General features: G+C 59.7%; 23 protein-coding genes and 1 tRNA gene. 5 read left to right on the plus strand and 19 right to left on the minus strand.

Annotated features, from left to right (window positions below):
• Positions 1 to 32: 32 nt before the first annotated feature.
• Both radA and serB read right to left on the minus strand, forming a co-directional pair.
• The gene (gene radA / locus AAIE04_RS16680; protein WP_025159617.1) at positions 33 to 1418 is read right to left on the minus strand and encodes a DNA repair protein RadA; all 1386 of its coding nucleotides are present in this window, start codon (positions 1416 to 1418) and stop codon (positions 33 to 35) included.
• A 19-nt stretch (positions 1419 to 1437) separates the two neighbouring features.
• Positions 1438 to 2415 carry a phosphoserine phosphatase gene (gene serB / locus AAIE04_RS16685; protein WP_025159616.1) on the minus strand — a complete coding sequence of 326 codons (978 nt, stop codon included), beginning with the start codon at positions 2413 to 2415 and terminating at the stop codon, positions 1438 to 1440.
• A 110-nt stretch (positions 2416 to 2525) separates the two neighbouring features.
• Here serB and AAIE04_RS16690 point away from each other — a divergent pair, with 110 nt between their 5' ends.
• Positions 2526 to 3209, plus strand: coding sequence for a YtjB family periplasmic protein (locus AAIE04_RS16690; protein WP_019454993.1), 684 nt, complete (start codon positions 2526 to 2528; stop codon positions 3207 to 3209).
• Positions 3210 to 3270: 61 nt separating this feature from the next.
• On the opposite strand, the gene deoD is transcribed toward AAIE04_RS16690, so the two are convergent.
• The 15 genes from deoD to AAIE04_RS16765 form a co-directional block, all read right to left on the minus strand.
• Entirely contained in the window at positions 3271 to 4002 is a 732-nt protein-coding gene (gene deoD, locus AAIE04_RS16695) for a purine-nucleoside phosphorylase (protein ID WP_004933059.1), read from the minus strand.
• A gap of 96 nt (positions 4003 to 4098) precedes the next feature.
• The gene (gene deoB, locus AAIE04_RS16700; protein ID WP_197667708.1) at positions 4099 to 5322 is read right to left on the minus strand and encodes a phosphopentomutase; all 1224 of its coding nucleotides are present in this window, start codon (positions 5320 to 5322) and stop codon (positions 4099 to 4101) included.
• A gap of 70 nt (positions 5323 to 5392) precedes the next feature.
• Positions 5393 to 6715 carry a thymidine phosphorylase gene (deoA, locus tag AAIE04_RS16705; RefSeq protein ID WP_019454991.1) on the minus strand — a complete coding sequence of 441 codons (1323 nt, stop codon included), beginning with the start codon at positions 6713 to 6715 and terminating at the stop codon, positions 5393 to 5395.
• A gap of 66 nt (positions 6716 to 6781) precedes the next feature.
• On the minus strand, positions 6782 to 7561 hold the full coding sequence (gene deoC, locus AAIE04_RS16710) for a deoxyribose-phosphate aldolase (RefSeq protein WP_016929165.1): 780 nt from the start codon (positions 7559 to 7561) through the stop codon (positions 6782 to 6784).
• A 370-nt stretch (positions 7562 to 7931) separates the two neighbouring features.
• The gene (locus AAIE04_RS16715) at positions 7932 to 9209 is read right to left on the minus strand and encodes a NupC/NupG family nucleoside CNT transporter (RefSeq protein WP_019454990.1); all 1278 of its coding nucleotides are present in this window, start codon (positions 9207 to 9209) and stop codon (positions 7932 to 7934) included.
• 184 nt (positions 9210 to 9393) lie between these two features.
• Positions 9394 to 10176: a TatD family hydrolase gene (locus AAIE04_RS16720; protein WP_421079899.1), complete on the minus strand. Its 783-nt coding sequence runs from the start codon at positions 10174 to 10176 to the stop codon at positions 9394 to 9396.
• Positions 10173 to 11291, minus strand: a complete 1119-nt coding sequence (locus AAIE04_RS16725) for a patatin-like phospholipase family protein (protein ID WP_074055303.1) — start codon at positions 11289 to 11291, stop codon at positions 10173 to 10175. Before AAIE04_RS16725 ends, AAIE04_RS16720 begins: the two co-directional genes overlap by 4 nt.
• 10 nt (positions 11292 to 11301) lie before the next feature.
• On the minus strand, positions 11302 to 11487 hold the full coding sequence (locus AAIE04_RS16730) for a CsbD family protein (RefSeq protein ID WP_498057244.1): 186 nt from the start codon (positions 11485 to 11487) through the stop codon (positions 11302 to 11304).
• A 67-nt stretch (positions 11488 to 11554) separates the two neighbouring features.
• Positions 11555 to 11716: a DUF1328 domain-containing protein gene (locus tag AAIE04_RS16735; RefSeq protein WP_004933089.1), complete on the minus strand. Its 162-nt coding sequence runs from the start codon at positions 11714 to 11716 to the stop codon at positions 11555 to 11557.
• A 160-nt stretch (positions 11717 to 11876) separates the two neighbouring features.
• Complete coding sequence (gene osmY, locus AAIE04_RS16740) at positions 11877 to 12491, minus strand: molecular chaperone OsmY (protein ID WP_063918121.1); 615 nt, start codon at positions 12489 to 12491, stop codon at positions 11877 to 11879.
• A gap of 517 nt (positions 12492 to 13008) precedes the next feature.
• Positions 13009 to 14598, minus strand: a complete 1590-nt coding sequence (gene prfC, locus AAIE04_RS16745; RefSeq protein ID WP_049241937.1) for a peptide chain release factor 3 — start codon at positions 14596 to 14598, stop codon at positions 13009 to 13011.
• A gap of 146 nt (positions 14599 to 14744) precedes the next feature.
• Positions 14745 to 16010 carry a type II toxin-antitoxin system HipA family toxin gene (locus AAIE04_RS16750; RefSeq protein WP_063918120.1) on the minus strand — a complete coding sequence of 422 codons (1266 nt, stop codon included), beginning with the start codon at positions 16008 to 16010 and terminating at the stop codon, positions 14745 to 14747.
• Positions 16011 to 16013: 3 nt separating this feature from the next.
• The gene (locus tag AAIE04_RS16755; protein ID WP_019454983.1) at positions 16014 to 16319 is read right to left on the minus strand and encodes a helix-turn-helix domain-containing protein; all 306 of its coding nucleotides are present in this window, start codon (positions 16317 to 16319) and stop codon (positions 16014 to 16016) included.
• A gap of 154 nt (positions 16320 to 16473) precedes the next feature.
• Positions 16474 to 16917: a ribosomal protein S18-alanine N-acetyltransferase gene (gene rimI, locus AAIE04_RS16760; RefSeq protein WP_019454982.1), complete on the minus strand. Its 444-nt coding sequence runs from the start codon at positions 16915 to 16917 to the stop codon at positions 16474 to 16476.
• Positions 16862 to 17299 (minus strand): DNA polymerase III subunit psi, encoded by a 438-nt coding sequence (locus AAIE04_RS16765; protein ID WP_019454981.1) that lies wholly within the window; start codon positions 17297 to 17299, stop codon positions 16862 to 16864. The genes rimI and AAIE04_RS16765 overlap by 56 nt, the downstream gene beginning before the upstream one ends.
• 146 nt (positions 17300 to 17445) lie before the next feature.
• Between AAIE04_RS16765 and rsmC the strand changes: the two genes are divergently transcribed.
• Entirely contained in the window at positions 17446 to 18486 is a 1041-nt protein-coding gene (gene rsmC, locus AAIE04_RS16770) for a 16S rRNA (guanine(1207)-N(2))-methyltransferase RsmC (protein WP_049241930.1), read from the plus strand.
• Positions 18487 to 18536: 50 nt separating this feature from the next.
• Here rsmC and AAIE04_RS16775 read toward each other — a convergent pair whose 3' ends face one another.
• Positions 18537 to 19529: an aldo/keto reductase gene (locus AAIE04_RS16775; protein ID WP_019454979.1), complete on the minus strand. Its 993-nt coding sequence runs from the start codon at positions 19527 to 19529 to the stop codon at positions 18537 to 18539.
• A 118-nt stretch (positions 19530 to 19647) separates the two neighbouring features.
• On the opposite strand from AAIE04_RS16775, the gene AAIE04_RS16780 reads away from it, so the two are divergent.
• Positions 19648 to 20592, plus strand: coding sequence for a LysR family transcriptional regulator (locus tag AAIE04_RS16780; RefSeq protein ID WP_019454978.1), 945 nt, complete (start codon positions 19648 to 19650; stop codon positions 20590 to 20592).
• A gap of 72 nt (positions 20593 to 20664) precedes the next feature.
• Positions 20665 to 20751 (plus strand) — tRNA-Leu (locus tag AAIE04_RS16785).
• 88 nt (positions 20752 to 20839) lie between these two features.
• Here AAIE04_RS16785 and AAIE04_RS16790 read toward each other — a convergent pair.
• A complete protein-coding gene (locus tag AAIE04_RS16790; RefSeq protein WP_025159611.1) occupies positions 20840 to 21124 on the minus strand; it encodes a DUF1435 domain-containing protein in 285 nt (94 codons plus the stop codon).
• 261 nt (positions 21125 to 21385) lie between these two features.
• Here AAIE04_RS16790 and AAIE04_RS16795 point away from each other — a divergent pair, with 261 nt between their 5' ends.
• Entirely contained in the window at positions 21386 to 22465 is a 1080-nt protein-coding gene (locus tag AAIE04_RS16795) for a GGDEF domain-containing protein (protein WP_154747232.1), read from the plus strand.
• The last annotated feature ends 23 nt before the right edge of the window (positions 22466 to 22488 follow it).

A 22488-nucleotide genomic window follows, 5' to 3' on the forward strand; every position in this document is an offset into this window, starting at 1 on the left:
AAAATAGCATATCTCTCTCGCCGCCGGCGACATTAATAAAACTCTTCCAGCACGTCCAGTGCGTCCGCCAGCTTCTTGACCCCGAACACCTGCATGTTGGCCGGCGGCTTTTTCGGCATATTGCCGTGCGGCACGATGGCGCGCTTAAAGCCGTGCTTGGCCGCTTCGGAGATGCGTTCCTGACCGCTCGGCACCGGACGAATCTCTCCCGCCAGCCCCACTTCGCCGAACACCACCAGATCGTTCGGCAATGGCCGATCGCGCAGGCTTGAAACCAACGACATCAGCAACGCCAGATCGGCGCTGGTCTCGCTGACCTTCACCCCGCCGACCACGTTGACGAACACGTCTTGATCCGACATCTGCAGCCCGCCGTGTCGATGCAGCACCGCCAGCAGGATCGCCAGGCGGTTCTGTTCCAGGCCCACCGCCACGCGGCGCGGGTTGGACATCATCGAGTGATCCACCAGCGCCTGGATCTCCACCAGCAGCGGCCGGGTGCCTTCCCACACCACCATCACCGAGCTGCCGGAGGTGACTTCATCGCCGCGGCTGAGGAAAATCGCCGAAGGGTTGCTGACTTCGCGCAGCCCCTGCTCGGTCATGGCGAACACCCCCAGCTCGTTGACCGCGCCAAAGCGGTTTTTGTGGCTGCGCAGGGTGCGGAAACGGGAATCGGCGTCGCCGTCCAGCAATACCGAACAGTCGATACAGTGTTCCAGCACTTTCGGCCCGGCCAGCGAGCCGTCTTTGGTGACGTGCCCGACCATCACGATCGCCACGCCGCGCGTCTTGGCGAAGCGCGTCAGGTAGGCGGCGGTTTCACGCACCTGCGCCACGCTGCCCGGCGAGGACTGAATGTCCGCCATATGCATCACCTGAATCGAGTCGATCACCATCAGCTTCGGCTGCTCCTGCTCGGCGATCAGGCAGATCTGCTCGATGCTGGTTTCCGACAGCATGTTCAGGCCGCCGGTCGGCAGCCCCAGACGGTGAGCGCGCATCGCCACCTGCTGCAGCGACTCCTCGCCGGTGACATACAGGGTTTTCATCTGTTCAGACAGCTTGCACAGCACCTGCAGCAACAGGGTACTCTTGCCGGCGCCGGGGTTACCGCCGATCAGAATCGCGCTGCCGGGCACCACACCGCCGCCCAGCACGCGGTCGAACTCGAGAAAGCCGGTGGTGAAGCGCGGCAGCGCCTCAAGGCTGATTTCCGACAGCTTCTGCACCTTGCTGACGCCGGCGTCGCCGGCATAGCCGCTGAGGCGATCGTTGCGCGCCGCTGCGGGCGACGCGGCCAAACGCACTTCCGTGATGGTGTTCCAGGCATGGCAGGCGCTGCACTGCCCCTGCCAACGCGGATAGTCCGCCCCGCACTCATTGCACACAAATGCCCGTTTTGCCGCTTTTGCCACGTCTTACCTCAATCTTTCGTTATCGCACTTCGTGTTTCAGGCTGCCGGTGAGAATGCACAGCACGCCCATCAGATCCGCATGCCGGATCGCCACCTGCGCTTTTTCATATACTTTCGGTTTGGCGTGGTAGGCGATGCCCAACCCCGCCGCCTGCATCATTTTCAAATCATTGGCGCCGTCGCCGATGGCCACGGTTTGCGCCAGCGGGATCTCCAGCTTCTCCGCCAGCCGCAGCAGCGTATCGGCTTTGAACTGCGCGTCCACCACCGGCCCCAGCACTTCGCCGGTCAACTTGCCGTCGCGGATCTCCAGCTCATTGGCCGCCGCCGCCACCAGCCGCAGCCGGTTGCGCAGATGTTCGGCGTAGTAGGTGAAGCCGCCGGAGGCGATCGCCACATGCCAGCCCATCGCCTGCAGTTTACCCACCAGGCTGGTCAGCCCCGGCATCAGCGGCAGCTCGTCGCGCACCTGTTTGAGGATGTTGGCGTCGGCCCCTTTCAGCGTGCCGACGCGCTGACGCAGACTGGCGGTAAAGTCCAGCTCGCCGCGCATCGCGCGTTCGGTGACTTCCGCCACCTGCTCGCCGACGCCCGCCAACTTGGCGATCTCATCGATGCATTCGATCTCGATCGCCGTCGAATCCATGTCCATCACCAGCAGCCCCGGCGTGCGCAGGTGCGGGATCTTGCCGAGCGGCGCCACGTCCAGCCCGTTCTCCGCCGCCAGCAGCTTGGCGCGCGGCGTCAGGGTGCCCGCCAGCCGCACCACCTGGTAGTCGTCCACGCCCCAGGCGGTGACGATCACCATCGCCGCGCCCAGCTTGCGTTGAAATTGGGTAATGCGCGCCTTGTCCAGTTTTCTGCCGTACAACAGCCACCCGGTATTGCCCGCCCGGTAATCGAGCGGCATCACTTCGTCGCCGCTGAGCGAAAGGGGAAGACCCGGCCATTGAGAGATCTCCGCCGGAAGATCGCAATAGGTCAGACTGTTTGACATCATTGACTCCTGAATGGACAAAAACGCTGCATGATAAAACGACGCATCAAGCTATCCTATCGCCAGCGGTTCTGGCAACATAAAGTGTCCCCGATGCCCAAGGAACCTGCATGGCCCGCGCTAAACTGAAATTTCGCCTGCACCGCACCGCTATTATCCTGATTTGCCTGGCTTTGCTGGTGTTGCTGATGCAGGGCGCCTCTTATTTTAGCCTGAGTCACCAAATGGCGCGATCCGAGCAGGTTGAAGAGCTGGCCCAGACGCTGACCAAACAGGTCGCCTACAGCCTGGCACCGCTGCTGGACGACGACGGCAACAACCCGCGCATCGACGCCATCCTCAAGCAGCTCACCGATCACAGCCGCATTCTCGACGTCAGCGTTTATCAGCTGGACGGCACACTGGTCTCCCACGCCGGGGAACAGATAAGTATACGCGATCGCCTGTCGCTCGACGGCAAACGCGCCGGCAGCTACTTCAACCACCAGTTGGTCGAATCCATTCAGGGCAAAGACGGCCCGATCGGCTTTATCCGCATCACCCTCGACACCCACGTGCTGGCGACCGAATCCAAACAGGTGGACAACACCACCAACCTGCTGCGTCTGATGATCCTGCTGGCGCTGGCGATCGGCATCATTCTGGCGCGCACCCTGCTGCAGCACCGCCGCAGCCGCTGGCAGCAGTCGCCGTACCTGTTGACCGCCAACACGCCGTTGGCAGAAGGCAATACCGTGGAAGACGACGAAGAGGATGCGCCGGAGAACAAGCAGGAAGCGCCGAAGAAAGAGTGACTCAGGCCAGGTGAAGTGAATAGATTGACAGGCGGGCGCCATAACGACGCCCGCCGGGGTATTAGGCTTTGTCGCCCAGCAGTACGGATTCCAGCGCGATAACGATCATTTCGTTAAAGGTGGTCTGGCGTTCCGCTGCAGTGGTCGCTTCGTGACGCAGGATGTGGTCAGACACGGTGCAGATGGTCAGCGCTTTACAGCCGAACTCTTCATACAGCTCCGCCGCCACGCCGTAGATGCCGGCCGCTTCCATTTCCACGCCCAGGATGCCGTACTTCTTCATCACCTGGAACATGTCCGGATCCGGGGTATAGAACAGATCGGCGGAGAAGATGTTGCCCACGCGCGCCGGAATGCCCTGCGCCGCCGCGGCGTCGACCGCGTTGCGCACCATGTCGAAGTCGGCGATCGCTGCGTAGTCGTTGTCCTTAAAGCGCAGACGGTTAACCTTGGAATCGGTGCATGCGCCCATGCCGATCACCACGTCGCGCAGTTTGATATCGTCACGCACTGCGCCGCAGGAACCCACGCGAATGATTTTCTTCACACCGAACTCGGCGATCAGCTCGCGCGCATAGATGGAGCAGGACGGGATGCCCATGCCGTGGCCCATTACGGAGATGCGGCGGCCTTTATAGGTGCCGGTGAAGCCCAACATGCCGCGCACGTTGTTCACTTCCACCGCGCCTTCCAGGAAGGTTTCGGCGATGTATTTTGCGCGCAGCGGATCGCCCGGCATCAGTACTACGTCAGCGAAATCACCCATCTCAGCATTAATGTGCGGCGTAGCCATAATTCTCTTCCTTTAAATCGTATTAAATAGCGTTAAACGTATAAACCGTGGCATGTCAGACGGCGGCCAGCTGCGCCGCCGTCTGAGACTCACGAATTAAAACATGCTCTTACCGTAATCCATCGGCGACAGGCCAAAATAATTGGCGACGGTCTGGCCGATGTCGGCGAAGGTCTCGCGGTGGCCCAACGAGCCCGGTTTCACTTTCGGGCCGTAGACCAGCACCGGGATATGTTCACGGGTGTGGTCGGTGCCTGGCCAGGTCGGATCGCAGCCGTGGTCGGCGGTGAAAATGATGATGTCTTCATCTTTCACCAGCTTCAGCAGCTCCGGCAGGCGGCGGTCGAACAGCTCCAGCGCGGCGGCGTAGCCCGCCACGTCGCGGCGGTGGCCGTAGGAAGAGTCAAAGTCCACGAAGTTGGTGAACACGATGGTGTTGTCGCCGGCCTTTTCCATTTCCGTCAGGGTCGCGTCGAACAGCGCATCGATGCCGGTCGCTTTCACCTTCTTGGTGATGCCGACGTTGGCGTAGATGTCGGCGATTTTACCGATCGACACCACTTCACCGCCCTTCTCGTCCACCAGCTTTTTCAGCACGGTCGGCGCCGGCGGCTCTACCGCCAGATCGTGACGGTTGCCGGTGCGCTGGAAGTGACCCGCTTTGTCGCCGACGAACGGACGCGCGATCACGCGGCCAATGTTGTAACCGCCTTCGGTCAATTCTTCACGCGCGATTTCGCACAGCTCGTACAGGCGCTCCAGGCCGAAGGTTTCTTCATGGCAGGCGATCTGGAACACCGAGTCGGCGGAGGTGTAGAAAATCGGCTTGCCGGTTTTCATGTGCTCTTCGCCCAGTTGATCGAGGATCACGGTGCCGGATGAGTGGCAGTTGCCCAGGTAGCCCGGCAGGTTGGCGCGCTCCACCAGCTTATCCAGCAGCTCCTGCGGGAAGCTGTTGTGCTCGTCCTTGAAGTAGCCCCAGTCGAACAGTACCGGCACGCCGGCGATTTCCCAGTGGCCCGACGGCGTGTCTTTACCGGAAGAGAGCTCGCTGGCGTAAGCATAAGCGCCGATGATATCGGCATTGCGATCCAGCCCCTGCGGGAAGTTGCCGGTGGACTCTTCCGCCGCTTTGCCGAGACCCAAACGGCTCAGGTTAGGCAGCGTCAGCGGGCCCTGACGGCCCACGTTGGCTTCACCGCGCGCGCAAACCTCGGCGATGTGGCCCAGAGTGTCGGAACCCTGGTCGCCAAAACGTTCGGCGTCTTCGCTGGCGCCGATGCCGAAGGAGTCCAATACCATAATAAATGTGCGTTTCATCTGTGCTCTCCTGCGTGTTCTCACGCTTTGGACGGCCGCGAAAAAGCCGCGGCCATTCCTGATTCTTGGGTTATTCCGTGATGCGCTTATACACCACCGGCGTCGCTTCCGGCGCCTTATCGCTCAGCGTCATCGCGCTGCGCACCGCATCGGCCGCCTGCTGCCAGCTCTCTTCATCATTGGCGTGGATCATCGCCAGCGGCTGCTGGGCATCCACCTTATCGCCCAGGCGCGCCACCTCGGTCAGACCGACGCTGTAATCGATGGCGTCGCTCGCCCGGCGGCGGCCGCCACCCAGCGAAACCACCGCCATGCCCAGCGCGCGGGTATCCATAGCGCTGATGATGCCTGGCTTTTCAGCATACACCGGCTTGCTCAGCGTCGCCGCCGGCAGATAGCTATCATAGCGTTCGACGAAGTCTATCGGCCCCTGCTGCGCCGCCACCATGCGGCCAAACACCTCCGCCGCCTTGCCGTTGTCCAGCACCGCCTGCAGTTTGGCGCGCGCGTCGGCCTCATCTTGCGCCAGGCCGCCGGACAGCAGCATCTCGACGCACAGCGCCAGCGTCACTTCCAGCAGACGCGGATTGCGGTATTCGCCGGTCAGGAAGCGCACCGCTTCGCGCACTTCCACCGCGTTACCGGCGCTGGAGGCCAGCACCTGGTTCATGTCGGTCAGCAGCGCGGTGGTCTTGCAGCCCGCGCCGTTGGCCACGCCGACGATCGCCTGCGCCAGATCTTGCGACAGGGCGTAGGTCGGCATAAAGGCGCCGGAACCGACCTTCACGTCCATCACCAGCGCATCCAGCCCTTCCGCCAGCTTCTTGGCCAGAATGGAGGCGGTGATCAGCGGGATCGAATCCACGGTGGCGGTGATGTCGCGGGTGGCGTAAAAACGTTTGTCCGCCGGCGCCAGCGAGCTGGTCTGGCCGATGATCGCCACGCCGACGTCCTGAATGATTTTACGGAAGGCGTTATCGTCCGGGAAAATATTGAAGCCCGGAATGGCTTCCAGTTTGTCCAGCGTGCCGCCGGTATGCCCCAGGCCGCGGCCGGAGATCATCGGCACATAGCCGCCGCAGGCCGCCACCATCGGGCCGAGCATCAGCGACGTCACGTCGCCCACGCCGCCGGTCGAATGCTTGTCGACGATCGGGCCATTCAGCGCCAGGCTCTTCCAGTCCAGCACGGTGCCGGAATCGCGCATCGCCATGGTGAGCGCCACGCGCTCCGGCATGCTCATGTCGTGGAAATAAATGGTCATCGCCAGCGCGGCGATCTGCCCTTCCGACACCACGTTGTCGCGAATGCCGTTGATGAAAAAGCGGATTTCCGCTTCGCTTAACGGCTGGCCGTCGCGTTTTTTACGAATAATTTCTTGAGCCAGGAACAAGGCATCCCCCTGTGTCGCCGAGAGTCGGTGCAGACGGGCGCGCCTGGCGCCCGCCAACGAAATCGATCAGTAGCCGCCACCGGCGGTCTGGGTCTGGTGGCCCAGCGCGGTCAGCAAGCTGGCCAGCAGGCTGGAAGCGCCAAAGCGGAAATGCCGCGCGTCGGCCCAGCCCTCGCCCAGAATACGATCGGCAAGTTGCAGATAATGCAGCGCGTCTTCCGCGGTGCGCACGCCGCCGGCCGGCTTGAAGCCCACCGTCTTCGCCACGCCCATATCGCGGATCACCGACATCATCAGCTCGGCGCTCTCCAGTGTGGCGTTAACCGGCACCTTGCCGGTGGAGGTCTTGATAAAGTCAGCCCCGGCCTTGATGGCGATCTCGGACGCCTTGCGGATCAAATCGGCCTGTTTCAGTTCGCCGGTTTCGATGATCACTTTCAGCAGCACGTTGGCCGCCTGGCAAGCCTGTTTGCACTGTTTCACCAGCTCGAAGCCAACCTGCTCGTTGCCGGCAATCAGCGCACGGTAAGGGAACACCACGTCCACTTCATCCGCACCATAGGCGATCGCCGCGCGAGTTTCCGCCAGCGCGATGTCGATATCGTCATTGCCATGCGGGAAGTTGGTCACGGTGGCGATACGAATGTCCGGCGTGCCTTGCTCGCGCAGCGCCTTACGCGCCACCGGGATAAAACGCGGGTAAATGCAGATGGCCGCCGTGTGGCCGGCCGGGCTGTTGGCCTGACGACAGAGCGCGATCACTTTCTCATCGGTGTCGTCATCATTCAGCGTGGTTAAATCCATCAGGTTCAGCGCACGTTGCGCTGCTGCGGTTAATTCGGTCATAAAACTCTCCAACTGAGTACCTGGGTGTTGGCGAGCGGACTTGGTTCCATGAAGATAGCGCTGGGGAACGGCGTTCCCGCGGCGGCAACTGAGATCCTTCTCACCGCACATGGCCACCCGCCTTGCGGCCGGCCAGTAATAGCTATTTGAACACGAATGCCGGGGGCGATTCGCGTTCAGCGTCACACTATATGAAATAGCACTGTAACAGACCGGAATTATATGTGAAGAACATCACAAAATAACGCGATATCGTTCACAAATTCGCTAAAGAAGCGGCTGAAGATCGCGGGTGCGGCAAGCACCCGCGTTGCTTAGAGTATAGGCGGAGTCCCGCGATCGGTCGCACCGTCGCGGGCTCAGGGATGGCTTACAGCGCCAGGAAGAAGCCGGCGATGGTGGCGCTCATCAGGTTGGACAGCGTGCCCGCCGCCACGGCCTTCAGACCGAAGCGCGCAATGTCATGGCGTCGGTTAGGCGCCATGCTGCCCAAACCGCCCAGCAGGATCGCCACCGAGGAGAGGTTGGCGAAACCGCACAGCGCAAAGGAGATGATCGCCTTGGTGTGGGCCGACAGCACTTGCAGGCCTTCCGCCGCCACCACGTCGTCCGGACGCAGATAGGCGCCGAAGTTCATGTAGGCGACGAACTCGTTGACGATGATCTTCTGGCCGATAAACGAACCGGCGGTCATCGCCTCGCTCCACGGCACGCCGATCAGGAAGGCGATCGGCGAGAACACCCAGCCGAGGATCAGTTCGAGCGACAGCTGCGGATAATCGAACCAGCCGCCGATACCGCCGAGAATGCCGTTAAGCAAGGCGATCAGCGCGATAAACGCCAGCAGCATCGCACCGACGTTCAGCGCCAGCTGCATGCCGGAAGCCGCACCGGAAGCCGCCGCGTCGATCACGTTGGCCGGACGATCTTCTTCGGCGATCAGCTTCATCGCATCGTCTTTATCGTGGGTCTGCTCAGTTTCCGGCACCATCAGCTTGGCGAACAACAGCCCGCCCGGCGCCGCCATGAAGGACGCGGCGATCAGGTATTCCAGCGGCACGCCCATCTGCGCGTACCCCGCCAACACCGAACCGGCCACCGAGGCCAGGCCGCCGCACATCACGGCGAACAGTTCCGATTGGCTCATGGTGGCGATATACGGACGCACCACCAGCGGCGCTTCGGTCTGGCCGACGAAAATGTTGGCGGTCGCCGACAGCGATTCGGTGCGCGAAGTGCCCAGCAGCTTATGCAGGCCGCCGCCCAGAACGCGGATCACCAACTGCATGATGCCGAGGTAGTACAGCACCGCAATCAGCGAGGAGAAGAACACGATCACCGGCAGGACGCGCAGCGCGAACACGAAGCCACCGCCGCCGAACACCTCGAACATCTTGTCGGACACCAGCCCGCCGAAGATGAACGAAATGCCCTGATTGCCGTAGGCGATAACGTTTGCCACACCGTTAGACATACTGCCGAGGATGCTGCGGCCCAGCGGCACGTACAGCACCAGCGCACCGATGCCGACCTGAATGATGAACGCCCACACGACGGTGCGCAGTTTGATGGCCCGGCGGTTGCTGGAGAGCAGCACCGCAATGGCGATCAGCACCGCCATGCCAACCAGACTCATGATGAGTTGCATGCAAAGTTTCCCTGTTGCAAAAAATAAAATACATCCCTGCTCATGAAGAGAGGTCTGCTATTGGAGAGTTTCGGGGGGGATTATACTGAGCGAGGTCACCCTCGCACCGATTTATGTCACAAATGTATACAACGAGACGCAAATGAAAATCTTATAACGTGACGCAGGTCACGTTATGGTCATCTCAGTTCGGCATGGCGAACAGCGCCTGAGTATTGCGTTGCAGGTGGGCGGCGATCTCGTCGGCCGGTTCCGGCCGCAGCGCGCACAGCGTTTGAAACACCTCGGCGGCGCGTTCGGGGCGATTCGGCTGCCCCTGATAGCCGGCCAGCGGCATATCCGGCGCATCGGTCTCCAGCAGCAGCGCCTCGAGCGGCAGCTGCGCCATCACGCCGCGCGTTTTCTGCGCCCGCTCATAGGTGATAGTGCCGCCCACGCCGATATAATAGCCAAGGCGAATAAACGCCTGTGCCTGCGACAGGCTGCCGGCGAAGCCGTGCACCACGCCGCGACGCGGCAGCTGTATGCGCCGCAGCGCCGCGGCCAGCTGATCGTGAGTGCGGCGCGAGTGCAGGATCACCGGCAGGTCATGCTGTTTCGCCAGCCTCAGTTGGGCCAGCAGCACGCTTTGCTGCCGCTCGAACTGCGGGTTGTCCATATACAGATCGAGCCCGATTTCCCCCACCGCCACCAGCTTGTGCGGCCGTTCGGCCAGCAACGCCGCCAGCTGTTCCAACTGCGGTTCATGATGCTGCGCGATATACAGCGGGTGCAGCCCCAGCGCGGCGAACAGCGGCGCGTGCTCCTGCGCCAGCCGCAGCACCCGCGCGAAGCGATCGGCGGTAACCGTCGGCACGATGATGCGCTGCACGCCGGCGTCGGCTGCCCGCGCCAGGCTCTCGGCCTCATGCCCGGTAAAGGGTGGGAAATCGAAATGGCAGTGGGTATCGGTAAAGGCGTAACTCACAGCGCGCCCCCTTCACCCGGCGGCAGATCGCCCGGCAGGATAATTTTCGGCGCCGCCACCGCGGCCTCCGGCTGCGCGCCTAGATCGGACGGCATGGCGATATCGGTCACGATCGGCGAAGGCATTCTGACGTTCTCCGGCTGGATCAGACGGCGCGACAGCGATTTCTTCACCTTCATGCCGTCCGGCTCCGGCTGCGCCATCCACTGGCCGACGGTGGCCAGGAAGTAACGGCCGCAGCGGCGCCCCAGATGATAATCCTGATTGAGCGAACCCAGTCGGCTGCCCAGCGCATTGCTGGCCAGCGGCTTCGGTGGAAAGATTTCGAAGATGCGCAGCTTGCCCGGCGGCTTCTCGATAAAGCGCTGGATGCGGTGGTAGCTTTGCTCGTGGTGCTGCAGGATGCGCACCATCTGCTGCAGACTGCTGTCGCTCAGCCAGTGCTCCATGCGCTTCATCCACTGCGGGGTGTAGTACATCTGCGAAGGGACGGTGCGGATCACCACGATGGTGTCGGCGCCGCGACGGTAGGCCTCTTCCACCGGGATCGCATCGCTGATGCCGCCGTCCTGATAGCTGACGCCATCCAGCTCCACGCCCTGACGATAAAAGCCGGGAATGGCACTGGACGCCTTGATGGCCGGCAGCCAGCGTTCACGCTGCGCCGGCAGATAGGTCGGTTCAAAATCATCGCTGCGGCAGGCGCACAGCAGGAACTCGCGCCCATCGGTGAGGTGTTGTTCCGCCACGTCCATCGCCAGCGGCATCTGTGCCGCCGCCGTGTCGACCAACCAATCGAGATCGATCAGATGCCCGCCGCGTACGAAACGCAGCGGATTGAAAAATTGCGCCGACGTAGTGTAACGGGTGATCACTCGACGCGCGTAGCCCATCTGGCCGCAGATGTAGGCGGACAGATTTTGCGCGCCGGCAGACGTGCCGATCAACAAATCGAAAGGGTTAAAGCCCGCGCGCTGAAACTCGTCCAACACGCCGGCGGTGAAAATGCCGCGCTGGCCGCCGCCTTCGCAGACCAACGCCATTTTTCCTGGCCGAAAGGGTTTAGACGCCAGCGGTTCTATATTGCCGAGCGTGATGGGTATTCTGTATCCCAACTTGGCATCCTCAGTGAGACGTTTTTTCCGAGGATACCGCGTCTCGCTCTCTTCCGTAATCCTCTTGCAGCACGCCGGCGAGGAAATCATTGCTGCCGACCAGCCAGGCGCAATCGCTGCCGGACCATTCGGCCCACGCCTGCCATACCTGGCCTTTCAGCTGTTTCCAGCGTCCGACGACGATATCGCTGTTCATGGCCGGCCCTCCCGACGTGAGAAAAGGAATTAAGCTTTGTTACAGTTTACAGGAAAATGCCGGCCGGCTAAGGGCGCCGGCGGCCGGTGAACAGGCTGACCAGGAACAGGATGATGCCGACGACGAACACCACCTTGGCGGCCCAGGCGGCGGTACCCGCCAGCGAACCGAACCCCAGCGCCGCAGCGATAAGCGCGATGACTAAAAAGATAATGCCCCAACGAAACATAAGCTTCTCCTTACCATTGTGAAAAAATCGCTGCTGTCTCCCGCCCCGACAACGGGGCATCGACGGCAAATCAGTTTCTTTTTTTGGTGGTACACGTCGGGCCGCCTTCACGGCCCGACAGATGCGGCTTGTTGTGACTTGTTACGGGCGCCTGGCGGGATTACTGCTTGACCACCAGGTCATTTTTCACGCTTTTCACGCCGTCGATGGCCTTGGCGATGCTTTCCGCACGCTCAGACTGCGCCTGCGTTTTCACTTCGCCGGAAAGCTGCACCACACCGTCGGTGGTTTCCACTTTCACATTGCGCGACGGCACGATGTCGTCGGCCAGCAACTTGGCTTTCAGCTCGCTGGTGGTGGCGGTGTCGCCGGCATACGATTTGATCGACTGGTTGGCTTCATCTTTCACGTGCAGCTTGTCGCTGACGGTCTTGACGCCTTCCACCTTACCGGCAACCGCGACCGCATGTTCCGCCTGCGCCTGGCTGCCGACGAACCCGCTCAGGGTCACCGTGCCTTTTTCGGTTTTCACCGAAATGTCAGAACTTTTGATGGTCTTATCTTCCACCAACGCACTTTTAACTTTAGCCGTTATCGCGCTGTCATCCATGTAACCGTCAACTTTTTTCATGGAGCTATCGATTTTGGCACCGGCACTATCCGCGGCGTTAGACGCCTTGTTGAGCAGACTGTCTTCGGCCAGCGCACTGCCGCTCACCAAAACAGAACCCAATACGACAGCCATCAGCGAGTGTGCAAATTTGGTCTTTTTCATCGATCTCTTCCTTTTGTTGGGGGCCCTCAGCGCCAGAGCGCCGGAACCCTGCGGCCGCCTTCACGCGGCCTGCTCGGTAAATACTTCATCATCGCTATACGATTAAGCGTTCACGACAGGAGTACTGCAACCGTCGTGCCAACCCAATAAATACATTTAAAATCAAATATATAAATCATTGCGTCGGATTTTTAATCAAAAAACTGTCGCCTATTGACGACAGACTAAGTGACACAAAACGGTAAAACAGCCATCTCATTGATATTCAAGGAAACACACTGTCTCCTATCGGCAACACATTGGAATAAGTCACCAAATAACCAACACATTACAGTGATTTACTCTCAAGCAATGTGTGGGCATCTTGTTAAACATAGACCATCAGACGAAAAACGCAGGCCAAACGAACGCTGCCTGGCGACATCGGTTTGCGGCATAAAAGGTGAGGAAGTTTTATTAATTAGCGGAGTGAGGATGAGGGAGGTTGGCAGGGCGCACCGGGCGCCCTGCCGATTTATCAGTGTTCGCGCGTCTTGCGGAAGGTCACGTCAGGATAGCGTTCCTGCGTCAGGTTGAGGTTCACCATGGTCGGCGCGATGTAGGACAGGTTGTCCCCACCGTCCAGCGCCAGGTTGATCTCGTTCTTGCGCTTGAACTCTTCGAACTTTTTCACGTCGTCGCACTCGACCCAGCGCGCGGTCGACACGTTGACCGACTCATACAGCGCTTCCACGTTGTACTCGCTCTTCAAGCGCGCCACCACCACGTCGAACTGCAGCACACCGACCGCGCCGACGATCAGATCGTTGTTGGCGATCGGACGGAATACCTGCACCGCGCCCTCTTCGGACAGCTGCACCAGCCCTTTCAGCAGCTGTTTCTGCTTCAGCGGATCGCGCAGGCGAATGCGGCGGAACAGTTCAGGCGCGAAGTTCGGAATACCGGTGAACTTCATGTCTTCACCCTGGGTGAAGGTATCGCCGATCTGAATGGTGCCGTGGTTGTGCAGACCAATGATGTCGCCCGGGTAGGCTTCTTCCACGTGCGAGCGGTCACCGGCCATAAAGGTCAGCGCGTCGGAGATCACCACGTCTTTGCCGGTGCGTACCTGGCGCAGCTTCATGCCCTTCTCATAACGGCCGGACACGACGCGCATAAAGGCCACGCGGTCACGGTGCTTCGGATCCATGTTGGCCTGGATCTTGAACACGAAGCCGGTGAATTTCTCTTCCGCCGCCGTCACTTCGCGGGTATCGGTTTTGCGCGGCATCGGCGCCGGCGCCCAGGCCACCAGGCCGTCCAGCATGTGATCCACGCCGAAGTTGCCGAGTGCGGTACCGAAGAACACCGGGGTCAGTTCGCCGCTCAGGAAAGCCTCCTGATCGAACTCATGGGAAGCACCCTGCACCAGTTCCAGCTCATCGCGCAGCTGCGCCGCCAGATCTTCGCCCACGGCGACATCCAGTTCCGGGTTATTCAGGCCTTTGACGATGCGCACTTCCTGAATGGTGTGGCCTTTACCGGTCTGATACAGGTAGGTTTCATCCTTGTACAGGTGGTAAACGCCTTTGAACAGCTTGCCGCAGCCGATCGGCCAGGTGATGGGCGAGCAGGCGATCTTCAGTTCACGCTCAACTTCGTCCATCACTTCCATCGGATCGCGGATGTCGCGGTCCAGTTTGTTCATGAAGGTCAGGATCGGCGTGTCGCGCAAACGGGTGACTTCCATCAGTTTGCGGGTGCGATCCTCAACGCCCTTGGCGGCGTCGATCACCATCAGACAGCAGTCGACGGCGGTCAGGGTACGGTAAGTATCTTCGGAGAAGTCTTCGTGCCCCGGGGTGTCCAGCAGGTTGACCAGGCTGTCGCGATACGGGAACTGCATCACCGAGGTGGTGATCGAGATCCCACGCTGCTTTTCCATTTCCATCCAGTCGGATTTGGCGTGCTGGCTGGAGCCGCGGCCTTTTACCGTACCGGCGGTCTGGATCGCCTGTCCGAACAGCAGCACTTTTTCGGTAATGGTGGTCTTACCGGCATCGGGGTGCGAGATGATGGCGAAAGTTCTTCTTTTGGAGACTTCGCGGGCAAATTCACTAGGAGACATGGTTTTCAGGTTCTACGGTTAGTCCGCCCTGCGACATCATCAGAACGCGCCGATCGCGGCGCCGGGCAAAGCGGTGAATAAAAGATAACAGCCGGGCATTTTCGCCGATTTGCCAACCGGTGACAATCAATGGATCCGATTTCCCGCTAACGCAGGCGGAAATCGGGGGACAAGGCGGCCCAATGCCGACGCAATACCGATTTGTGATCGTCCGCCATCGGCAGGTTTTCCAACAATGCCGGCCACAAAGCTCGCGCCTTGTCGATGGCATCCAAGAGATGCACCCGTATTGCAGGCCAGGGAATATCGACTCGATCAGACCAGCGCTCGAAGGTTCGCATTGAGATCCTATCCCAGCGTTTTTCCTTCGCCATATTGAGCGCAACCTCAGACTCACCAGGGATATAAGCCAATGTAGTGACGATGTCATAAGCGGGGGCAAGCCGCACATCGGCCTGGTTTGGATAGATCATGGACCAATTTTTTACGTGAGCATCGCCATTGGCGAGCAGAATATTCGCCAACAGACGGCGCGCCATTTGCTGCGTATCCGCTAAAGATTCACTGCCAAACTCATAGAGATAAGCCGCTATCTGATCGTAATTTTTGCCGCGGTATTTGTCGTGTGGATAGATCTCGAATATCTGGGCAAAATCTTCTGTATGCACTCGCCCACTTTCACTGCGGTCAAAACGACGAATGGCATAAGCATAGGGTTCATCCGCCAAGCGAATATCAGGCAAGTGTTCAAGCCGTGTCAGCTCAACCAGCTCAATATCGGGAATATCCACGCCGATGGCTTGCGCCAAGCGCATTGCCGTATATTCATTTTCGGGGAGATGACGATGAACGGTTGAAGGCGTTTTAATGATCCAGCTATCAGCGCCCACCTGAGAAGAAATGTTGAAGCGGCCATCTTTGCGCACAGAGGAAAATTTCATTTGTACCCCTGCCAGAGAAAATTTCTGCGCCACCACTCCAACATCAATTTGCACGGCTTCCAGCTCTCCGCGCGACATTAACGCCCAAGCGGGAATATCACTTGCGGCCAGCGGCCGTGCTTCAAGCGCTCCCGGCAAGTTTTCCCCCGCCCAGGCAATTAAAGGAAACTCCTCATTCACATGGGTTTTCAACGACTGGGCCAACCAACTGCGCAGTGCGCCTTCGGGCAATAAATTGGATAAGACGGGCGGAAGGCGCTGCGATGACTGTAAAACTTGCTCAAGATACCCTGCGTGCGCCTTCTGCCTTAGCGTAAACAGGGGACGAACAGGCTCCGGCAAAGCGAGGTAGTGCGGATCAAACGTCAGGATGTTTCTGCCGCCGCTGTAGTGCGCCAGCACGCCCACCCGCACACCATGCAATATCAAGGCTAACGCCTGCACCGATTCAACCTGTCGCCGCCCTTTCATTCGCTAGTCCTCGAGATCTTTCAGTTTTTCTTCGAAATTCTGTAAGTTACTCACTTCTGGTGCATGACTCACTGTCTGTTGCAGCAAGCACTCCACATCACGGACAGACCTTTTCGGCACGATAACATATTCCAAATCCATCGCCGCCAATATCCGTAGCAGCGTGCTCATCCGCATATCGCTGCCCGATTCAACACGCTGATATTGCTGTTGAGTCATGCCAATCTTCATCAAAAAGTCTTTTTGGCTCCAGCCCAACTCAATGCGCTTTTCTTTCAGCAACGCTGATATTTCTGATAATTTTCTCATCCCCACCTCCAAACAACGCATTGATTGTTTCCTCAACAATAAACAACAAATTAGTTGTCGTCACAGCGAAAAACAACTTGTTTGATGTAAATTAATCAGGAAACAACTTTTAAGTTGTTAAAGGGAAGAAAACAATCAATAGGATATTTTTAGATTACGCCAACGGCAGCGCCATCACGATCGCGTCTTCGCGGCCGTGGGCGCTCGGGTAATAATTGCGGCGCACGGTGACTTCGTTGAAGCCGAGATCTTCATACAGCGCGATCGCCGCCTGGTTGGAGGCGCGCACCTCCAGCCACAGCGTGACCACGCCGCGACTCTCCAGCTGTTCGATCAACGCGTTGAGCAGCAGGCGGCCAAAACCCCGGCGCTGCCACTGCGGATGGATGGCGATGTTGAACAGCGTGGCTTCATCCAGCACGATTTGCGTGATGGCGAATCCCGCCATCTCCCCGTCGGCGCTCAGCTTCAGGTTAAGGTAGCGATCGCCCTGATTGCTGGCGAAGGTGGTTTCCGTCCAGGGAAAGGCGTGGCTGGCTTGCTCAATGGTGAAGGCTGTGGCCAGGTCGGCCGCCGTCAGGGTAGAAATCGTGTTCATGATGACAAATCTGCTGCCAGAGGGCGCGTTTGGCCCCCGCGTCTTGGGAAAGCTCGGCCAGCGCCGGGCTGTGTAGCTGCGCGCCGGCAACCGCGAGCGGTTCCGCCACGCCCAGCCGCCAACTGTTGCATGTGGTCTCTTCAGGCAGCATCGCCGCCTGTTCCGGCGTCAGGCTGTAGGTTTGCGCCGGCGTCAGCCCCAGGCTGCGCAGCACGTCGCAAAACAGCGGATCGTCGGGCGCGGGCAGCGTCTGCGCGACCACCAGCAGGCGCGCCTCGGGTGGCAGACTGACCGCCACTTCGCCCTGCAACACGCCCGGGCGGCGCAATGTCCACTGCGTAATACCCAGTTGTTGTAACAGCCAGTCGCGTTTTGATGCCATGCCGATTCCTACCCGTTGTGGTGCGCCATGCCTGCCATGCGCCGCGCTATGCTAACAAACCCGCGCAGCCCGCGCCAACAAACCCGTCGAACATATCGCCACAAAGCTCTATAATCCCCGGTCTCATTTCCAGGAGCCAATATCTGATGTCTGCATTAACCCCCGCCAGTGAAGTCATGCTGCGCCACAGTGATGAATTTATCGAACGCCGCGTGCTGTTTGCCGGCGACCTGCAGGACAGCCTGCCGGCCCAATTCGAGGCCGCGGACGTGCGCGTCCACACTCAGCATTACCATCACTGGCAGTTACTGAACCGGACGATGGGCGATAACGTGCAGTTCGGTTTGACCGTCGATCCCGCTTTCGTCGCCGACTGCGACACGCTGGTTTACTACTGGCCGAAGAGCAAGCAGGAGGCGCAATTCCAACTGTGCAACCTCCTGGCGCTGTTGCCGGTAGGCGTGGACGTGTTCGTGGTCGGTGAAAACCGCAGCGGCGTGCGCAGCGCCGAGCCAACGCTGGAAGGCCACGTTGCGCTGGTGAAAATCGACAGCGCACGGCGCTGCGGCCTGTATCACGGCCGCCTGGACGCGCAGACCGAGTTCGATCTGAACGACTGGTGGGACAGCTATCAGCTGCACGATCTGGAAGTGAAAACGCTGCCGGGCGTGTTCAGCCGCGATGGCCTGGACGTCGGCAGCTCGCTGCTGCTGTCGACGCTGGAAAAACACATGAAAGGCAAGGTGCTGGACATCGGCTGCGGCGCCGGCGTGATGGCCTCGGTGATGGCCAAGCTGTCGCCGAAGGTGAAACTGACCCTCAGCGACGTCAACGCCGCCGCGGTGGAATCCAGCCGTGCGACGCTGGCCGCCAACGGCATCGAAGGCGAAGTGATCGTCAGCAACGTTTACTCCGACATCACCGGCCGTTTCGACATGATCATCTCCAACCCGCCGTTCCACGACGGGCTGCAGACCAGCCTGACCGCCGCGGAAACCCTGATCCGCGGCGCGGTGAAGCATTTGCCGATCGGCGGCCAGCTGCGCATCGTCGCCAACGCCTTCCTGCCGTACCCGGACATTCTGGACGCCACCTTCGGCAGCCACGAAGTGCTGGCGCAGAACGGCCGTTTCAAGGTGTACCAGGCTACCGTCGGCCGCCCGCCGCGCGCGCCGAAGAAGAAATAAGTTCCCGTTGGCGGAAAACGATAGAGCGCGGCCCGAGGCCGCGCTTTTTTTTAGCCGTTGATATAGGTCATCGACTCCGCGCCGTAGCGATCGCCGGCCGCCGCGCTCAGCGGAAACACCGCTTCTATCGCCGCCAGTTCAGCCGCGCTCAGCGTTATCTCCGCCGCGGCGACGTTCTCTTCCAGATAGCGCCGACGTTTGGTACCGGGGATCGGCACGATGTGCTCGCCCTGCGCCAACACCCAGGCCAGCGCCAGCTGTGAAGGCTTGACGCCCTTCTGCGCCGCCAGCTCGCCCACCTTCTCCACCAGCGCCAGGTTGCGGGCGAAGTTTTCCCCCTGGAAGCGCGGGTTACTGCGGCGGAAATCGTCCTCGGCCAGATCCTCCGGCCGCCGAATAGCGCCGGTGAGAAAACCGCGCCCTAACGGGCTGTATGGCACAAAGCCGATGCCCAGACGCTCACAGGCCGCCAGCACGCCCTGTTCGGCGTCGCGCGTCCACAGCGAATACTCGGTCTGCAGCGCAGTGATCGGATGCACCTTGTGCGCCCGCTCCAGCGTGGCGACCGACGCCTCGCTCAGGCCGATATGGCGGATCTTGCCTTCGCGGATCAGATCCGCCATCGTGCCCACGACATCTTCGATCGGCACCTGCGGATCGACCCGGTGCTGATAATAGAGATCGATCTCCTCCACGCCCAAGCGCCGCAGGCTGCCTTCAACCGAGCGCCGGATATACTCGGGCCGGCTGCTGACGCCGCGCGCCGACGGATCCGCCGGATCGCGCAGAATGCCGAACTTGGTGGCCAGGAATACCTGCCGCCGCTTGCCCTTGATCGCCTCCCCCACCAGCTGTTCGTTGGTGTGCGGCCCGTACATGTCGGCGGTGTCGAGCAGCGTGACGCCCAACTCCAGCGCCCGGTGCAGCGTGGCGATGGCTTCTTGCCGATCGGCGCCGGTGGAATAGAAGTCGCTCATGCCCATGCACCCCAGCCCCAGAGCGGAGACGACGGGACCGTTGGAACCGAGTTTACGTTGTTGCATTGTGCTGCCCTCATGCGGTGAATGGATAACGCAGCAAAGTCTGGTTGTTTACGCGGCAAAGATAAATAATGCAGATTGCACATCACTGTTTAAAAATCGCCAACAATCCGGAGTGAACATGGATCAGGTTCAAGCCATGCGCATTTTTACCCGCATCGTCGAACTGGGCAGCTTCAGCCGGGCGGCCGAACGCCTGCAGCTGCCGCGCGCCACGGTCAGCAACGCACTGAAACGGCTGGAACAGCGGCTGGGCGTGCGCCTGCTGATCCGCACTACCCGCCAGGTGCAGGTGACCAGCGAAGGCAGCCTCTATTACCAGCGCTGCGTGCAGTTGCTGGGGGCGCTGGAAGAGGCGGACACGCTGTTCAGCCAGCATAAGCTGCAGCCGTCCGGCAAGGTGCGCATCGATATGCCCCATTCGCTGGCGCGCGAGGTGGTGATTCCGGCGCTGGACGACTTTTATCGGCGGTATCCCGACATCACGCTGGCGCTGGGCGCCAACGACACCCACGTCGATCTATTGCGCGAAGGCGTAGACTGCGTGCTGCGCGCCTGGGAAACCGAAGACGACGGCCTCGCGGCGCGGCGCATCGCCCAGCTGCCGCAGGTGACCTGCGCGTCCCCCGCTTATCTGCAGGCTCACGGCACGCCGCTCGACATCGATAGCCTGGCGCCGCATCGCGCGGTGGGCTATTTTTCCCTGGCCAGCAACCGCGATTACCCGCTGGAATTCTGCCGCGGCGGCAAGCTGGAACTGCGCGAGCTGCCCGCGCGGCTCAGCGTCAGCGGCGCCGATGCCTACATCGCCGGCGCGCGCGCCGGCATGGGATTGATTCAGGCGGCGCGCTATTCGCTGGCACCCTGGCTGAAACAGGGGGAACTGGTGGAAGTGTTGGCGGAAACGCCGCCTCCGCCGATGCCGATTTACATCATGTATCCACCCGGCCGTTTCCTGGCGCCGCGGGTCAGAGTGTTGATTGATTGGCTGATTTGGCTGTTTGACCAGCAGAAAAGCGGCGATATGGCTGTTTTTCCAGCAAACGCCCGCAAAGCGGGGAAATAACTATTGACGTGTCCGCCAAAATCTCTAGAATTCGCCTCCGTGGTAACGTTACTCCGGTAATGTTTCTGGTACGCGAAGGTGGCGGAATTGGTAGACGCGCTAGCTTCAGGTGTTAGTGTCCTTACGGACGTGAGGGTTCAAGTCCCTCTCTTCGCACCAATTGATGATCTCTCCGGCAGTTCCCTCGAAAAAATCCCAACGCATTGATGATAAACACGCATAAGCGTGGTTTTGCCGTTTCCGGCGTTTAGCCGACGCTGAAGTTCAGACTGATGGCCGCCAGGCCGCCCGCCAACGCCATACAGGAAGGCAGCAGCAGATAGTGACGCAGTCGGCTGTTAAACAACATCACCAGCGTCGCCAACATCGCTATCACGATCAGGGTGCGCAACTGCATCATATCCAGGTCGATCAAGGCCAGCAGCGGCATCAGCGCGCACGGCAGCAAAACGCCCCAGGCGCTGGCCAGACGATCGCCGAGGCACCAACTGACGCCCCACAGCCCGCATGCGGCAATCATGGCAGTAAGCATGACAACCCCCCTTCAAGTGATAATGATAACCAATATCATATAACACTTTTTTGGCCGCCGCATCATTTTCGCTACGGTGACCAAACCCAGATGACACCAGCATGAAAAAATGATAATTTGACATAAGAAAATTCCTAGTCCTGTTTGCATGATAATAATCACAACGGTCAACCATGCAATTCAAGTGGATATTTCGCGCCGAGGGAATGCTTCTCAACCTTAATTATTCGACAGTACGACTTTGCAAAGAGTGACCTCCGTATGAACGCCCGTTCTTATCAGGAATTACTGAACAGCAAGCAGCGCCTGGCATTATTTATTTTTCTAATGATGAATGCCGCCTCTTCCATATTTACGTTATTGTTCCCTTTTAGGGATGTCCCTTCTTTTACTCTGCCTTTATTATGCATACCGTTATTTTGTCTGGCGGCGGCGCTATTTTCGTTGTACACACCGCGGCAATACCAGTGCAAACTCAACCTGTTCGCCAGCGTGCTCGGCCTGCTGTGGGCCGCACATATCTATGTCAAAAGTCAGTATTGCCTACCGAATAACCAAGATTTTTTATTAATTAGTTTGTTCAGTATCTTTTTTATCAGCGCTATTTCTCTGACGGATAACTTCACCGCCTTTTGTTTGCACGCCGTGCCCTCTGCAATGATGATCCTGGCCCTGGACGGCATGCATAATACCCTGCGGATATTATTCACTACGGTATTACCTATTATTGCTTTCTCGCTACATCATCTGATGTTGAAACGCAGCGAAATCTTCACCCATGCGTTGGTGGCCAATCTGTATAACGAAAGGGACAGATTCAATAATTTGAGCATGATCGATCCCCTGACCGGTCTTTATAACCGACGTGGGCTGGAGAATAAGATCAATATGCTGCTGGAGCCGCAAACCGGCCGCCACTACGTATTGCTGCTGGATATCGACCACTTTAAGGTCTACAACGACAGCTACGGCCATGCGATGGGCGATCGGGCGCTGGTGCAAGTGGCGGTCGCCATCCGCGATGCGGTGCGTTCGCGCGATATCGTGGTGCGCTACGGCGGGGAAGAGTTTTTGGTGCTGCTGACCAACGTGCACGAAGGCTACGCGGCGCAGCTGGCAGAACGGGTACGCCAGCGGGTGGCGGAACTGAACATCCCGCACGGTGCCAGCCCACAGCACAGCGGCACGCTGACGCTCAGCGCCGGCATCTCGGCATTGGAAAAGCTGGACGTCGAATCGGCGATCGGTGCAGCCGACGCTGCGCTCTACCTGGCGAAACACAGCGGCCGCAACAATATCCAGCTGGCGCAAAACGTCCAGCCCGCTCCCCTTCACTCCTAAGCCGCCGCCGCAACGCGCGGTGG

The sequence above is a fragment of the Serratia sp. Ae19-1 genome (genome assembly GCF_059801225.1).

Excerpts from the sequence above, each read along its gene's own strand:
- serB (WP_025159616.1), bottom strand. The coding sequence starts at position 2,415 with ATGTCAAACAGTCTGACCTATTGCGATCTTCCGGCGGAGATCTCTCAA.
- AAIE04_RS16690 (WP_019454993.1), top strand. The coding sequence starts at position 2,526 with ATGGCCCGCGCTAAACTGAAATTTCGCCTGCACCGCACCGCTATTATC.
- deoD (WP_004933059.1), bottom strand. The coding sequence starts at position 4,002 with ATGGCTACGCCGCACATTAATGCTGAGATGGGTGATTTCGCTGACGTA.
- deoB (WP_197667708.1), bottom strand. The coding sequence starts at position 5,322 with ATGAAACGCACATTTATTATGGTATTGGACTCCTTCGGCATCGGCGCC.
- deoC (WP_016929165.1), bottom strand. The coding sequence starts at position 7,561 with ATGACCGAATTAACCGCAGCAGCGCAACGTGCGCTGAACCTGATGGAT.
- AAIE04_RS16715 (WP_019454990.1), bottom strand. The coding sequence starts at position 9,209 with ATGCAACTCATCATGAGTCTGGTTGGCATGGCGGTGCTGATCGCCATT.
- AAIE04_RS16730 (WP_498057244.1), bottom strand. The coding sequence starts at position 11,487 with ATGAACAGCGATATCGTCGTCGGACGCTGGAAACAGCTGAAAGGCCAG.
- AAIE04_RS16735 (WP_004933089.1), bottom strand. The coding sequence starts at position 11,716 with ATGTTTCGTTGGGGCATTATCTTTTTAGTCATCGCGCTTATCGCTGCG.
- osmY (WP_063918121.1), bottom strand. The coding sequence starts at position 12,491 with ATGAAAAAGACCAAATTTGCACACTCGCTGATGGCTGTCGTATTGGGT.
- prfC (WP_049241937.1), bottom strand. The coding sequence starts at position 14,598 with ATGTCTCCTAGTGAATTTGCCCGCGAAGTCTCCAAAAGAAGAACTTTC.
- AAIE04_RS16750 (WP_063918120.1), bottom strand. The coding sequence starts at position 16,010 with ATGAAAGGGCGGCGACAGGTTGAATCGGTGCAGGCGTTAGCCTTGATA.
- AAIE04_RS16755 (WP_019454983.1), bottom strand. The coding sequence starts at position 16,319 with ATGAGAAAATTATCAGAAATATCAGCGTTGCTGAAAGAAAAGCGCATT.
- rimI (WP_019454982.1), bottom strand. The coding sequence starts at position 16,917 with ATGAACACGATTTCTACCCTGACGGCGGCCGACCTGGCCACAGCCTTC.
- AAIE04_RS16765 (WP_019454981.1), bottom strand. The coding sequence starts at position 17,299 with ATGGCATCAAAACGCGACTGGCTGTTACAACAACTGGGTATTACGCAG.
- rsmC (WP_049241930.1), top strand. The coding sequence starts at position 17,446 with ATGTCTGCATTAACCCCCGCCAGTGAAGTCATGCTGCGCCACAGTGAT.
- AAIE04_RS16775 (WP_019454979.1), bottom strand. The coding sequence starts at position 19,529 with ATGCAACAACGTAAACTCGGTTCCAACGGTCCCGTCGTCTCCGCTCTG.
- AAIE04_RS16780 (WP_019454978.1), top strand. The coding sequence starts at position 19,648 with ATGGATCAGGTTCAAGCCATGCGCATTTTTACCCGCATCGTCGAACTG.
- AAIE04_RS16790 (WP_025159611.1), bottom strand. The coding sequence starts at position 21,124 with ATGCTTACTGCCATGATTGCCGCATGCGGGCTGTGGGGCGTCAGTTGG.
- AAIE04_RS16795 (WP_154747232.1), top strand. The coding sequence starts at position 21,386 with ATGAACGCCCGTTCTTATCAGGAATTACTGAACAGCAAGCAGCGCCTG.